Origin of the sequence: Pseudoalteromonas sp. Of11M-6 (assembly GCF_022347905.1) — a bacterium.
GTDB lineage: Bacteria > Pseudomonadota > Gammaproteobacteria > Enterobacterales > Alteromonadaceae > Pseudoalteromonas.
This window is the reverse complement of record NZ_JAKRFW010000053.1, coordinates 20,701-34,103: the sequence shown is the minus strand read 5'-3', so window position 1 is coordinate 34,103 and position 13,403 is coordinate 20,701. Positions and strand designations below refer to the sequence as shown.

The window sequence follows — 13,403 nt, the reverse complement described above, 5'->3', positions numbered from 1 at the left end:
GAAAGTGTCGCTTTCTGACAACATAGTGCATCTAGTGTGACGATAGAATCCGAAATATCGAGCACATCTAATAAGGCCCTAACTGCCGGTATCTCATTGGACTTATTTTCTACCGTTCGCTGATACAAAGTTAAACCAGACTCGCAATCAAAAGCAGACACCAAGTGTAAGTTATCCTCACGCTTTTTACTGGCTGTACTAGTGTGATTACCAAGGGATACTGACGGTATAAGTACCAAGCGATTTTGACGTAATCACACTATCAATGTTGCCGAATTTCGGCAAGTTTTGCTAACCGTAACGCAGTAGTATTCATATTTTCTCTTAGCCAGATATTGCGAACGCCGCTGGCATGTATGTCGACGTTTTTTTCAGACTTGAGCAGTCGTGACACTTTGGATTGTCCCATGTGTGGGTTAGCCAGTGAGAATTCTATGACGACTTCCTCAATAGCTCTGTCAGTGCGATTTTTGTGGTGAAGATTTGGCGTTTCCTGACGTTTTAACGATTCGATCCCACCTTGTTTTATCAGCTTACGATGGCGGTAAATAGTATCGCGGGAGACACCACTTGGGCGTGAAGCTTCTGCCACATTTCCTAGCTTGTCAGCCAGTGCCAATACATCAAGCTTCTTCTGGATTTCATAGTCTTCAGAGGATAGCTTATCAGGCTCCTTGACTTCGGTTACCTGTAGTTTTCGCCCAGCGAAGTACGCATCGAACTGCTTATTTTTACCCGTACGAATTTCAATTTTCTGGTTAGCGATTGAGTGCTTAAGCGGTGAGTCGATGAAGTAGAACTTTCCCCTGAAGCTAAACGTATGGTCGTTGCGGATCTTCCGGTAGACCTTGGTGATGCAGATATCATCTAGATTGATGCAGCGTGATACAGGCGTATATTCGGTGTTTGATATTTTAGATTTTACCATCAGGTTTTTACGCCAAAACTGCGGGATGAAGACGTGTTGGAGGTAGCTATTAGCGCCCGTCATGTCAGTAATATTGTTGAGCCGTAACTCTGGTATCAACCTGTCTTGCAGAGTATCGAAGGCACGCTCAATACGACCTTTTCCTTGAGGAGAACTGGCAAAGATGATTTCAATTCCTAACTCCTCACAGGCCCGTTGCATCTGGGAGAAATTGCAACGTTTAGGGCCACCGAAGATGCCAGCTCTATCCACATACAGCGTTTTAAACATGCCGTACTTCTCAACAACTGAGCGCATAACTTTCATACACCCTTCAGTCGTTTCTGACGGAAAAAACTCTGCATGGATATCGCTGTTAGCATCATCAATCATAGCGATTAAGCACGACTTTTTATCACCGAACCAACGATGTGTACTGCCGTCCATTTGCAGCATTAGTCCTGGTGCTTCCATCCGCTCTCTGCGTTTGTGAACACGGCTACGCCTACGCTTGGCTCGTGTTACATGGTGGATATCATGTGCCCACTTACGTAGTGTCTCGCGCTTAACAACAATGTGTTCATGAGCCTCTAGCATCTCGGCGAGGTGCAACAGGTTCAGGTCATAGTATTTCTCGCGGATCAGCGACTGAACTTGCTGCTTAAGCCTATCTGGAGTTTTATTAATTGGCTCGCTGCCTGTATTCCCGTGAACAACGAATTGTAGACCTTGGCTTCGGTAACGCTGCAAATAACGTTCAATAGTACGCCTGGATTTATTGAGGAGCTTAGCGGCATTAGCTATCGTAATTTTACGCTCTGCCACTTTAGCAATGATATCAACTGTTAATTGAGCTTTAGAATTCAAAACAATCACCCTTAGCGCTCCTCAAATGCTTATACAAAACATTCAAAGAACACGGTTAAAGATAACCGTCAATTTCCCTTGGTAATTAGCGACTACGACAAAGTCGCGTGGTAATTAAAGTACGACAAAATCGCTTGGTGTTAACAGTACTGGCTGTACTAGCTCAGACTTGATCTGACAGCTACCCGTTGTTGTTGCTGGTACGGATCACTCTTCTCAGCTAAATTCTTCTCAGCTAATTCAGCTTAAATGAACTAGTCTAAATGCTAGAATTCTGAGCTTAATCATATCTAAGCTAGGTATATCGTTTTCCTCATATCTAGACTTTAACTCAAACTTTAAATTTCGCAGGATACAGGCAAGTTTAATTCGCTTATAAATGCGTCTAACTCATCATATATATATTCCCTATAACTTTCACCAGTACTTTTATCTTGCAACTCAACTGACCCGGAAAGGTTATTTAAGCCCATTCTATCTATGTAAAGAACCTCCATACTTTGAGTTATTGTCCATGAATACTTTTCCTCCCATTTTCCCCAAAATAATCCACTCTTTTCTAACGTAGTAACAGTTCCATTTTCAATACGGATTTTCCTGCGGCTAAGTTTTACTGCATGTAAGTCGCTCCCTCCAATATCCCGTAGCATAAATGAATAGTATTCCGACATATGTATCTCCTTAATGATTGCCAGTTTGAAATGTTTGCTTTAAGTCAGCAATAACTTCTTCAAAGTATTCCTTTTGCTCTTTAAGTGCTTGTTCAAGATCTTGATTCGACTTTTTACTTTCTTTTTTAAATTCATGAAATTGTTGGTCAACGCTATCCCTAAAGTAGTTAAATGACGAGTTGATTGAATTCATCTGTGCATTAAACATATGGTTGAAAGAGCCAAACCCCGCAGCAATGACCTTTCTAGTTTTTCGCATCTCTTCAATTTTGGCAAATTGATAATTTGATTCTCCCAATTCTTTTATGCGGCAGTACTCCTTAAATACAGCAATGGGGTTTAATTTAAAATCTCGCTGTTGAAAAAGCGGAGGGAAATTATGCTTCTGCCCTCGTAAAATTGCTTGATATTTCTTTGACTTACTCTCTACAGCGTTGAACTGCTTTTTTGCTAATTCAATTTTTAGTATTGCATCGTCTAAATTATCCCAATATTGAGAATAGAGATTTTTTTGATAGGTGATCTCGGCTTGTGAGATATAGGTACTGGCCTCTTTGAGTGATCGAGGAATATCAGTGTCGAGAATATCGTTAACATCAATTAAGAGCATATTGGCTTGATACTCGTTTTCCTTTAGTGATTCTTCAACTTCTTTATTTTTTTTATGATATTCACTTTTCTCTTCGGCAACTTCATTGCGAATACGAGCTATATAGTCTGAGCTAGACTTTACTTCTGCATCTACCTCTTTCTCCTTAGCTTCAAAGTAGCGGACTATTTTTACCCAAAAAAACCAAGTTACGCCTAGAAGTATCAGTTTCAGTAATAAGTTATTTCGAGAGTCTATAATACTTAGAATTAAGCCCATGAGAATTACACTAAAGACGATTGCTGAGAAAACTATTATCTTTTTGTGAGGTTTGCTGTTTGGCTCATACTTTCTGGGTATTGGTTTAAACTTGAATGGTAAAGGCTCAGGCACCTCTATCTTGTAATAAGGGAGTTTTGTTGAATCCACAGTTATTCCTCCGTAAGCTTGTGGGCGAATAAACATTTAAAACCTAAAGTGATTTCATAATAAGTTCAACTAATTCAATAGGGTAGTGGCATTGCTATATAAAGCTGATATCAATGGTTGCTAAAAGGACTGACTCAATTGCTCTACAATGTTGTTAGCTTTTTTATAACATGAGAAGCATGTGCCTTCAACTTGAGTAGGTAGCAGAGGGGCACTTTCACCGACATTTATTTTTTAAGACCTATATTGGACTTCTGACTATGATTGAATCAAAGCTGCTGGTTAGCAAAAAGCTTGCTTTTGAGTACGTTCTGTCATTTTGAATAGAGAGTATTACGATTTGTAAGGAAGGGTTAGAGGGGAGGTTTAGATTTTAGCTCGATAGCGCCAAACCAAACGCCCCTCCACTAATGATATAGCCACAAGGCAATTTATACCAATCAGCTTAAATATCTGGTCAATTTGAGAGATAAAACCTGCTGCCAACTGCGTTAAAAATTTCTCATTTAGAACAGCTAAATAGCAAAATTTTTGCCTTGTTATCACAAGCTTTTCTCGACTCAAAATTGATCAACTAATTAAGAGAATTGGTATTACTAGCATTAGATTTTCCCGCGACAATACGATTGATTTTAGTGTTTTATCAACAATACTGAAATCACAAATAGTGTCGTTTTGCCGCGTTTAAGTTGTAACTAGCAGTTTTACGAAGAATTTATTTTACTTCTTTACCGGCGGCTTGCTGATCTGCATGGTAGCTAGAGCGTACAAATGGTCCGCAAGCTGCGTGGCTAAAGCCTATTTCGTCGGCATAATCTTTTAGCCCATCAAACTCTGCCGGTGGCACGTAGCGCTTTACCGGTAAGTGGTGCTTTGAAGGTTGTAGGTACTGGCCTACCGTAAGCATATCTACGTTATGCTCGCGCAAGTCTCTTAAGACTTCTTCAATTTCAGAGATTTCTTCGCCCAGTCCAACCATTAAGCCAGACTTAGTTCTTACCTCTGGATGCGCTTCTTTAAAACGGCGTAGCAATTCGAGTGACCACTTATAGTCGGCACCTGGACGCGCTAGCTTGTAAAGTCTCGGTGCAGTTTCAAGGTTGTGGTTGAATACATCCGGTGGTGTTTCACTCAAAATTTCAAGCGCTCTGTCCATACGGCCGCGGAAATCAGGCACAAGAATTTCGATTGTAATACCTGGGTTATGCTTACGGATCTCACGAATACAGTCAGCAAAATGTTGTGCACCACCGTCGCGTAAATCATCACGGTCAACAGAGGTAATAACAACGTAGCTTAACTTCATGTCTTTGATAGTGAGCGCTAGCTTTTCAGGCTCTTGGGCGTCAGGTTTTAGTGGACGACCATGAGCCACATCGCAGAATGGACAGCGGCGAGTACAAATTGCACCTAAAATCATAAAGGTTGCTGTACCGTGATTAAAGCACTCAGAAAGGTTAGGGCATGACGCCTCTTCACAAACAGAGTGTAAGCCGTGCTTACGCATTGCTTGTTTAATGCCATCGATACGTTCACTTGATTTTGGCAAACGGATCTTTAACCACTCAGGCTTTCTCAGCATTTCTTCGCGTTCTGTTGGCATGACTTTTACTGGGATCAATGCCATTTTTTCAGCATCGCGGAGCTTTACCCCAGGCTCCATTTTGACTGGTTTACTCATACGTTTTCAAACCCTTCAGTGTATTCGACATGCTCAGCATTAATGCGTTTTAGCATGTGTTTTACCAGACCGGCCCCCGCATCAGCGACGGTTTGAGGTCCATTAATTTCGCTACTTTGCACCATATTCATGCCCGCGTAACCACAAGGGTTTATTCGTAAAAATGGACCAAGATCCATATTGACGTTGAGTGCGAGCCCATGAAATGAGCAGCCACGACGGACTCTAAGTCCAAGAGATGCTATCTTGCTATCGTTGACGTATACACCTGGTGCATCGGCTTTAGCATAAGCCTCTATCCCATATTCTTTTAGGGAATCGATAATGCTTTCTTCTAGCCAAGTGACGAGCTCACGTACCCCTATTTTCAATCGTCGTAAGTTGAGCAGCACATAAAGCATTTGTTGCCCAGGACCGTGATAGGTAACTTGACCGCCGCGATCCACTTTTACGACGGGAATGTCACCTGGCGCCAAAACATGCTCTTCTTTACCTGCTTGACCTTGCGTAAAAACAGGCTCATGTTCCACCAGCCAGATTTCATCCGCTGTGGTGTCATCACGCTCGTCGGTAAAAGATTGCATTTTGTGCCAAATTGGTTCGTAACGACAAAGGCCAAGTTGGCGCACAATTAACTTACGAGATTCCATAACTAGGGTCCTTACCAACTACAGGATGTAGCGGACGTCTTCGATGCCACCGATCTCGGTATAAATCTGCTCGATATGCTCTTTGCTGGTTACTGTAACGACTAGAGATACGGCTTCATAGGTGCCTTTACTGCTTGGTTTAACCTTTGGTGCATAATCACCAGGTGCAATAACCTGCAGTTTGGCTAGGATCTGATCCGTCAAATTGACATTTGCTAGGCCCATAATTTTGAATGTAAATGGGCAAGGAAATTCTAAGTATTCATCAAACTTAGTATTTTTAACTGGTTTTACCACGACGGTATCCTCACAACGAACTACTTGCTGACGCCTTTATTTGGTCACTTAGGGACTCTTTCAAGCCTTGAGTTTCCAAGGTCGTCATTTATTGGCCGCATTCTATCATTTTTAAGACAAAAAAAAACGTCCATACGCAGGACGTTTTTGCTAAGCCGTATAGAGCTTAGTGAGTGTTAGAGATTAAACCCTTACAATCATCGAAAACTTCTGAGGTGAGAATGAGAAGAAAAAAATGACTATTGTTAGCAAAGGTTAGATCATCAAAGAAAAATTGCAATACCGTCATTACGAATAGTAGCAGTAAAATTCCTGTTTTTTTTTCGTTTAAAACTATTAATAATATTTTCTTTAGATTGTAATAACTTAGTATTTAAAACGAGTATTAATTGATAGGTGATAGCGGCAATCACCATAAAATTGATTACTGTAACGAACACAGGGCGAAGTGGAAAAGCAATAAGACCAAAAAATATTACTACGAAAGCAAATAAATATCTCAAGTGTCCAAAGTTGTGACTTGATTCTAAGCTAGCATCGCTATTTTTTATTAAAGAACTTAACTCATAGAGCATGGAATAGAGTATTAAATAAAATCCAATATATGAAAGTTCTGGCATCTTTAAATGGTAGCTTAACGCAAGGCAGGTAAGATAAGCCATCATGCTAATGTAGATATAAAATGGAGTGGACTTTATTTGTTCAATGAAAGTCATTAATTTATCCTTTTATTTTTCCATTTGATTCTATTGTTTTGTTTTATATAAATTAATTTAATGCTTGTCAGAGGTAAAAACATTAAAAGAAAAAAGCCATCAATTTCTGTTGATGAACTGATGGCTTAAACCGATCTTGGGTTAAATAGGCTAGTGCGAGAACTCTAAACTAGTTTAATCAGTTTCAAAAATACCCTCACTAATGATATGGTTTAAGTACTGTATGTAGCAGCTAAAAATAACCATATAATTAGCAGCCAACGCTCCTACGGGTATAGATAGAAAAGGTGTGGTGCACATCACAACAATGAGTACCAGGTTAACAGAAAGAATAAACCTCGACTTGGTTTTTAACCTCTCCTTTATCGCGTCAATAGCGGACATCTTTCTTATTTTATACACAATTCTTATAACATGGGCTGCTAATAACATAGCGAATGCAATATTAAAAAGTGTAAGTAGTAGGTATTCAAGGTGCAGCCCGGCAATACCTATACAAGCAAACGCTAGCATAAGTAGCAACTGTATCCAGTGCTGTTTACAGTAAGTTATGAGCGTAACTTTTGCACAAGCTCCTTGTTCTTTTGCCACTACGGATAATAAATCCCAAGCAGGTACAATTAGCGCCATATAAAAACCAATATATAAAAGCAGGCTTGACTTGTATAAAATAGCAGAGAAAAGCAGTAATACTGCAATAGTCAACTTGGCTACTGGTAAGCCTGGTTTTAGGTATATATGATCTATGTAGTTCATAGGAAAGCCTTTTGTGAATCACCTTTTAGATTAACATCTCTCTACTTCTTCTCATTCATAACAGTCATCACCGGTACAAGTCAGGATACTCTGCTGAACAAAAATCTCCGAAGAGCTACTGGGACCGCTGTCATTATTTCCACAGTCACAAGGAGTTTCTACACTTCATCATTATTACCGCGATTGTCGCCATCATCACTTAAATATCCTTTTATTTATAATTCGAGTTTGTACCCGAAACTGATTATTACAAATTGTTTTTAAATTGTAAACTTAAAGTGAGTTTTCAGCCGTGTGGTATGTTGAAAAGGGGCTAGATTAGAAAGTATGAATGTCAGGAAAGTGAAGGGAAATAAATAAGCTTTATAGAAAAGATAAGCCAACCAGTCTGTCTCGGCTGGCCTATCAGATAAGGAATTACTGCGAGATCTGTAAACGTAGGTAGTCGTAGATCTTGCTAAAGAATCCACCTTCTTGGATCTCTTCAAGCGTAACCAGCGGGTATTGTGCTACGTCTTCACCTTCAAGTTGTAGGAACAAAGTACCAACTTTAGTGCCTTTTGCTAGCGGCGCTTCGAGCGTCTTATCTAACTCAAAGTTAGCCTTTAAGTTCTTGCTTTGACCACGTGGGATAGTGATTGGTGTGTCTTCCATAATGCCAAGCGATACTGTTTCTTTGTTACCCATCCATACGCGCTGATCGGCAAAAGCGTCACCAGCTTGGTAAGGAGTAATGGTTTCAAAGAAACGGAAGCCGTAGTTAAGCAACTTTTTGCTTTCAACTTTACGTGCTCGCTCACTTTCTGTGCCCATGACTACTGCAACAAGACGCATATCATCTTTAATCGCTGAAGTAACTAGACTATAGCCTGCATCTGAGGTGTGGCCGGTTTTAATGCCATCCACTTCAAGGCTTGCATCCCAAAGTAGTGAGTTACGGTTATATTGCTTTATACCATTGTATGAAAAAGACTTTTTCTTGTATAAAGCGTATTCGTCAGGTACATCACGAATAAGTGCGGCACCTAGAGTCGCCATGTCTCTTGGAGTGGTGTAATGCTCATCGGTGTCTAGGCCATGGCTATTGATAAAGTGACTATTCGTCATGCCTAGCTTTTCAGCATGTGCATTCATCAGATCGGCAAACGCACTTTCGCTACCAGCAATGTGCTCGGCCATTGCAACACAAGCATCATTGCCAGATTGAATAATGATCCCGTGGTTTAAGTCATCGACACTGACCTGCTTACCGACTTCGATAAACATCACCGACGAACCGGGAAAATTCTTAGCCCATGCTTTTTCACTAATGGTGACCTGATCAGATGGACTAATGTTACCTGCCGCGATTTCAGTACCAATAACATAACTGGTCATCATTTTGGTTAAACTTGCAGGCGCTAGCTTAGTATCGGCTTCACCCTCTGCAATCACCTTTCCTGTTGTGAAATCTACAAGGAAATAGCCTTTCGCATTGATTTGCGGCGGTGAAGGAATAATTTGTGCACTGGCACTCATAATAGAGAAAGTGCACACCAGTCCAAGGACTTTTTTAACGATTTTTGGTTTGATAGAAGTCATTATGCTCGCTTTTTTGTTTATCGGCATTCATTGCGGTTATTCTAAAGTTCCTGCTCACTGTAAAGCAAGAAAGCACGACTAAATTGACCTTGTTGTAAGGTTTTTAGTAAAGATTGTGCTTGATTGTCGTCGGTAATTGGGCCGACTCTAAGCTTGTACAGGTTGTTTTCAAACGTGATGGGTGTACCTAACCCCAATTCTTGTTTTAACTGACCTGCTAATAACTGTATGTTCTCAAGTTTACTGCCAGCAGCAACTTGTACATAGGTTAGCCTTGGAGACTCGCGCGATAGAGTAATGGCTTCGACCTTAACGCGCGCTGTACCCTGAAGGTGATAGCCTAGCTTGTAGGCGGCAGCGTAAGACAGGTCGATTAATCTATCGTCGTGGAATGGACCTCGGTCGTTAATTCTAACGATGGCAGAGCGTCCGTTGTCTAAGTTTGTTACTTTAGCAAAGCTAGGGAGTGGCAGCGTCTTATGTGCCGCTGTCATATCGAACATATTAAAAATTTCACCATTGGAGGTGTGGTAGCCATGGAATTTACGGCCATACCACGAGGCAATGCCTTGTTGTTGATACCCATGTTCGTCTGAGATTGGTGTGTAACGTTTACCAAGAACAGTGTAGGGGCGATTGGCACTCACGCTCTTTTTCTCATTGGTGACAATGGCATCTTGCATTTCCAGTTCGGTAGGTTCGCGCAGTGGCGCTTTATCATGGCGAATATGATAGCGACTTCCACAAGCGCTGAGCACGCTTAACAGGGCAAATACTAAAACCTGTTTTGAAATTAGGGTAATACGAACTGTCATTATTTTAACAACATCCTCTTATCTGTTGCGATTGCCATAATAATGCCAAAACCGGCCATTAAGGTCACCATCGATGTGCCACCATAGCTAATTAGGGGCAGAGGTACACCGACTACTGGCAAGAGACCAGAAACCATTCCGATATTTACAAAGACATAGACGAAGAAGGTCAACGTCAGTGCTCCTGCAAGCAGCTTACTGAAAGCGTCTTGTGCTTGCACTGCGATATACAATCCGCGACCAATTATAAAAAGATACAAGCTGAGTAAAATGGTGACACCCAACAAGCCAAATTCTTCGCTCAACACCGAGAAGATAAAGTCGGTATGGCGTTCGGGTAAAAACTCTAATTGAGATTGTGTTCCATGTAGCCAACCTTTGCCCTCCACGCCACCGGAGCCTATCGCAATTTTCGATTGGATAATATGGTAACCAGAGCCCAGCGGGTCGCTTTCTGGATCTAAAAAGGTCAGAACACGTTGCTTTTGATAGGCATGCATTCCGTAATGCCAAAACGCATAGCCACCGGGGACCGCAAGTAATAAACCAGAGCCGATTAAACGCCAACTTAACCCAGCTAAAAAGAGCGCAAAAATACCAGAGCTGGCGATTAAGATAGAAGTACCCAAGTCGGGTTGCTCTTTGATAAGGATGGTCGGTACTAACACAATCACAAAACCGATTGTTAAATTCAAAATACTAGGAGGTAAGTGAGAGCGGCCAATAAACCAAGCGACCGTCATGGGCACTGCTAGCTTCATTATTTCAGAAGGTTGAAAGCGCGTAACACCTAAGTCGAGCCAGCGCTGAGCCCCTTTACTACTGACTCCAAAAAACAGCACGGCGACGAGCATGCCAAGACCTAAGAGGTAAACGGGAATTGCCACACGCTTAAGTGTATTAGGGGAAAACTGCGCCATAAATAGCATGGCAACTAATGCACCAAACATGCGTGTGCCGTGGCGCATCATCATGCCCATATCTTGTCCACTAGCACTATAAACAATCGCAAGGCTACCAATCATCATAGTGAGCAAGGCTGTAAATAATGGTAGGTCGATATGGACTTTTTCAAATAGCGAACGCGGCTTATTCAGCGGGCTCATTGCTGTTGCTCCTTCTCAAGCGGGTAGGCTGAAAAGTAATAATCCATCACTTGTCTTGCCATTGGCGCTGCGATAGCACTACCACCACCTTGGTTTTCGACAACCACAGTGATAACAATTTGAGGGTCATCAAAAGGTGCAAAACCTACGTAGATACCATTGTCTCTGTGTTTTTCTTTTAGCTTTTTGGCATCGTACCTTTCGCCCTGAGCAATGCTGACAACTTGTGCGGTGCCTGTTTTACCTGCGTGGTCATAGGTCACGCCCTTAAATGCGCTTTTCGCGGTACCTATTTTTACTGTGTTGTGCATGGCTTTTAATGCGATATCCCAGTGATAAGGATTTTTCAACACAACGGGTGGTTTTTCTTCCGTAAATAATTGTTCTACTTCAGTGTCTTGCTTAGATATTTGTACTAAGTGCGGCTGGCGGTGTATGCCTTTATTGACCAAAATGCTCAGCGAGTTCGCTATTTGCATTGGAGTAGCAGTCCAGTAGCCTTGTCCTATCCCAACAGAAATCGTATCTCCTGGATACCACGACTCTTTAAAACGTTCTCTTTTCCATTCAACGGATGGCAAAATGGCGGAGGTTTCTTCATGAATATCGATACCCGAAAGCTCACCAAAGCCAAACTGGTTCATAAAGTCGCTAATTTTAGTTATGCCGAGTTTATATGCGGTTTCGTAAAAATAGGTATCACAAGACTGCTCAATAGCCTTATACACATCAACATGCTCATGACCCCAAGGACGCCAGTCACGCCATTTATGTTTTACATTGGGAATTTGAAAAAAGCCAGGATCCCAAATTTTGGTTGTTTCGGTGACAACACCTTCTTCCAGCGCAAGCACAGCGAGATGGGGTTTCACCGTGGAAGCAGGTGCATAACGGCCTTGAGTTGCACGGTTGATAAGCGGTCTGTCTGGGTTGAGCAAGGCTCGGTAGTCTTTGCCGCTGATCCCGTGAACGAACAGATTCGGGTCGTAACTTGGGTTAGAATAGAGCGCTAAAATTCCGCCATCGCGTGGATCCATAACGATGATCGCGCCTCGGGTGTCTTTTAGCACATGCTGGACGATTTGTTGCAAGCCGATATCAAGCGTTAGTACCAAGTCTTTACCTGGTTGCGGCGTTTCCATGCTTAATGTGCGAATGATACGGCCGCGATTATTCACCTCGACGCGGCGAGAGCCCACAATGCCGTGCAGCTGTTCTTCATAAAACTTCTCGACACCGAGTTTACCGATATCATGGGTGGCACGATAGTTAGTGTCTTTGCCTTCTAGTTCTAAGTCAAAGAGTTCCTCTTTATTGAGCTTCGCGACATAGCCAAGGGCATGAGTGAGGGTATCGCCATAAGGATAATAACGGGACAATCGAGCTTCAACGCTAAAGCCAGGCAGGCGGTGTTGGTTCACCGACAAAATTGCAACTTCTTCTTCATTCAAGCGGCCCTTTAGTACTTGACTTTTGAAGCGGCGGTTATGCTTGATTTCCTTTTTGAAATCTTCTACTTCTTGCTCAGAAATTTCGATGAGTTGACGTACAGAAGCTAATGATGCTTCGAGATCTTCGACATCTTCTGGGATCACTTCAAGGTTGTAAACGGGGCGGTTTTCGGCGAGCAAGACACCATTGCGGTCGTAAATCAGACCACGATTAGGGGCGACCGGTATGACTTTTATACGGTTATCGTTTGAGCGGGTACGATAGGTCTCGTGCTCGGTTACCTGAAGCGTGTAGACGTTGTGAAACAAGACCCCAACAATAATAACGACAAAAACAAAGCCGACAAAGGCCCGTCTCGCGAAGAGGTTAGCCTCGGCAGAATGATCCCTAATCGTCGGCCGTTTTTTTATCATTATTATTCTCTGTGGTAAGGATGATTATTATTTAAACTCCAGCCACGATACAAGCTCTCGGCAACCACTATACGCACCAAAGGATGGGGTAGGGTTAAGTTTGATAATGACCATTTTTGTTCAGCCGCAGCAATACATTCTGGTGCAAGCCCTTCAGGGCCGCCAATCAGTAAGCTAACATCGCGACCGTCCAGCTGCCACTTTTCCATATTGCTCGCAAGTTGGTGTGTATCCCATGGCTTGCCAGTCACTTCTAAGGTTACGATCCGATTGCCTTTTGGAATAGCGGCTAAGGTTTTTTCACCTTCTTGTTGCAAAATGCGTTTAATATCTGCGTTTTTCCCCCGTTTGCCGGCGCTAATTTCAATTAACTCCAGTGGCATATCTTTGGGGAAGCGTCTTTGATATTCAGTGAAGCCAGTTTCAACCCACTTCGGCATTTTGGTACCTACGGCAATGAGTTGGATCTTCAC

General features: G+C 42.2%; 14 protein-coding genes. All 14 read right to left on the bottom strand.

Annotated elements, in window-relative coordinates; translation table 11 throughout:
• Positions 1 to 230, bottom strand: a 230-nt coding sequence (locus tag MHN32_RS20100; RefSeq protein ID WP_343224416.1) for an ISAs1 family transposase, incomplete at its 3' end; no start/stop codon positions are given.
• A 32-nt stretch (positions 231 to 262) separates the two neighbouring features.
• Entirely contained in the window at positions 263 to 1,783 is a 1,521-nt protein-coding gene (locus MHN32_RS20095; RefSeq protein ID WP_239422622.1) for an ISNCY family transposase, read from the bottom strand.
• 329 nt (positions 1,784 to 2,112) lie between these two features.
• Entirely contained in the window at positions 2,113 to 2,445 is a 333-nt protein-coding gene (locus MHN32_RS20090) for a hypothetical protein (RefSeq protein WP_095728300.1), read from the bottom strand.
• 10 nt (positions 2,446 to 2,455) lie between these two features.
• Positions 2,456 to 3,499: a hypothetical protein gene (locus tag MHN32_RS20085; RefSeq protein WP_095728299.1), complete on the bottom strand. Its 1,044-nt coding sequence runs from the start codon at positions 3,497 to 3,499 to the stop codon at positions 2,456 to 2,458.
• Positions 3,500 to 4,178: 679 nt separating this feature from the next.
• Positions 4,179 to 5,144, bottom strand: coding sequence for a lipoyl synthase (gene lipA, locus MHN32_RS20080; protein WP_239422621.1), 966 nt, complete (start codon positions 5,142 to 5,144; stop codon positions 4,179 to 4,181).
• Positions 5,141 to 5,794, bottom strand: coding sequence for a lipoyl(octanoyl) transferase LipB (gene lipB, locus MHN32_RS20075; protein ID WP_174169868.1), 654 nt, complete (start codon positions 5,792 to 5,794; stop codon positions 5,141 to 5,143). The genes lipA and lipB overlap by 4 nt, the downstream gene beginning before the upstream one ends.
• A gap of 18 nt (positions 5,795 to 5,812) precedes the next feature.
• Positions 5,813 to 6,091 carry a DUF493 family protein YbeD gene (gene ybeD, locus MHN32_RS20070; protein WP_010606146.1) on the bottom strand — a complete coding sequence of 93 codons (279 nt, stop codon included), beginning with the start codon at positions 6,089 to 6,091 and terminating at the stop codon, positions 5,813 to 5,815.
• Between the two features lie 263 nt (positions 6,092 to 6,354).
• Positions 6,355 to 6,807, bottom strand: a complete 453-nt coding sequence (locus tag MHN32_RS20065; protein ID WP_239422620.1) for a hypothetical protein — start codon at positions 6,805 to 6,807, stop codon at positions 6,355 to 6,357.
• A 174-nt stretch (positions 6,808 to 6,981) separates the two neighbouring features.
• Positions 6,982 to 7,563 carry a hypothetical protein gene (locus tag MHN32_RS20060; protein ID WP_239422619.1) on the bottom strand — a complete coding sequence of 194 codons (582 nt, stop codon included), beginning with the start codon at positions 7,561 to 7,563 and terminating at the stop codon, positions 6,982 to 6,984.
• 417 nt (positions 7,564 to 7,980) lie between these two features.
• The gene (locus tag MHN32_RS20055; RefSeq protein WP_039493684.1) at positions 7,981 to 9,144 is read right to left on the bottom strand and encodes a serine hydrolase; all 1,164 of its coding nucleotides are present in this window, start codon (positions 9,142 to 9,144) and stop codon (positions 7,981 to 7,983) included.
• Positions 9,145 to 9,185: 41 nt separating this feature from the next.
• The gene (locus MHN32_RS20050) at positions 9,186 to 9,959 is read right to left on the bottom strand and encodes a septal ring lytic transglycosylase RlpA family protein (RefSeq protein ID WP_239422618.1); all 774 of its coding nucleotides are present in this window, start codon (positions 9,957 to 9,959) and stop codon (positions 9,186 to 9,188) included.
• Positions 9,959 to 11,065 (bottom strand): rod shape-determining protein RodA, encoded by a 1,107-nt coding sequence (gene rodA / locus MHN32_RS20045; protein WP_102057333.1) that lies wholly within the window; start codon positions 11,063 to 11,065, stop codon positions 9,959 to 9,961. The genes MHN32_RS20050 and rodA overlap by 1 nt, the downstream gene beginning before the upstream one ends.
• A complete protein-coding gene (gene mrdA / locus MHN32_RS20040; protein ID WP_239422617.1) occupies positions 11,062 to 12,930 on the bottom strand; it encodes a penicillin-binding protein 2 in 1,869 nt (622 codons plus the stop codon). Before mrdA ends, rodA begins: the two co-directional genes overlap by 4 nt.
• A 2-nt stretch (positions 12,931 to 12,932) precedes the next feature.
• A complete protein-coding gene (gene rlmH / locus MHN32_RS20035) occupies positions 12,933 to 13,403 on the bottom strand; it encodes a 23S rRNA (pseudouridine(1915)-N(3))-methyltransferase RlmH (RefSeq protein WP_010372039.1) in 471 nt (156 codons plus the stop codon).

What these genes read in the sequence shown, in the direction of transcription:
- MHN32_RS20060 (WP_239422619.1), bottom strand. Translation starts at nt 7,563, where the DNA reads ATGAACTACATAGATCATATATACCTAAAACCAGGCTTACCAGTAGCC.
- MHN32_RS20055 (WP_039493684.1), bottom strand. Translation starts at nt 9,144, where the DNA reads ATGACTTCTATCAAACCAAAAATCGTTAAAAAAGTCCTTGGACTGGTG.
- MHN32_RS20085 (WP_095728299.1), bottom strand. Translation starts at nt 3,499, where the DNA reads ATGTTTATTCGCCCACAAGCTTACGGAGGAATAACTGTGGATTCAACA.
- lipA (WP_239422621.1), bottom strand. Translation starts at nt 5,144, where the DNA reads ATGAGTAAACCAGTCAAAATGGAGCCTGGGGTAAAGCTCCGCGATGCT.
- MHN32_RS20065 (WP_239422620.1), bottom strand. Translation starts at nt 6,807, where the DNA reads ATGACTTTCATTGAACAAATAAAGTCCACTCCATTTTATATCTACATT.
- mrdA (WP_239422617.1), bottom strand. Translation starts at nt 12,930, where the DNA reads ATGATAAAAAAACGGCCGACGATTAGGGATCATTCTGCCGAGGCTAAC.
- lipB (WP_174169868.1), bottom strand. Translation starts at nt 5,794, where the DNA reads ATGGAATCTCGTAAGTTAATTGTGCGCCAACTTGGCCTTTGTCGTTAC.
- MHN32_RS20090 (WP_095728300.1), bottom strand. Translation starts at nt 2,445, where the DNA reads ATGTCGGAATACTATTCATTTATGCTACGGGATATTGGAGGGAGCGAC.
- MHN32_RS20050 (WP_239422618.1), bottom strand. Translation starts at nt 9,959, where the DNA reads ATGACAGTTCGTATTACCCTAATTTCAAAACAGGTTTTAGTATTTGCC.
- rodA (WP_102057333.1), bottom strand. Translation starts at nt 11,065, where the DNA reads ATGAGCCCGCTGAATAAGCCGCGTTCGCTATTTGAAAAAGTCCATATC.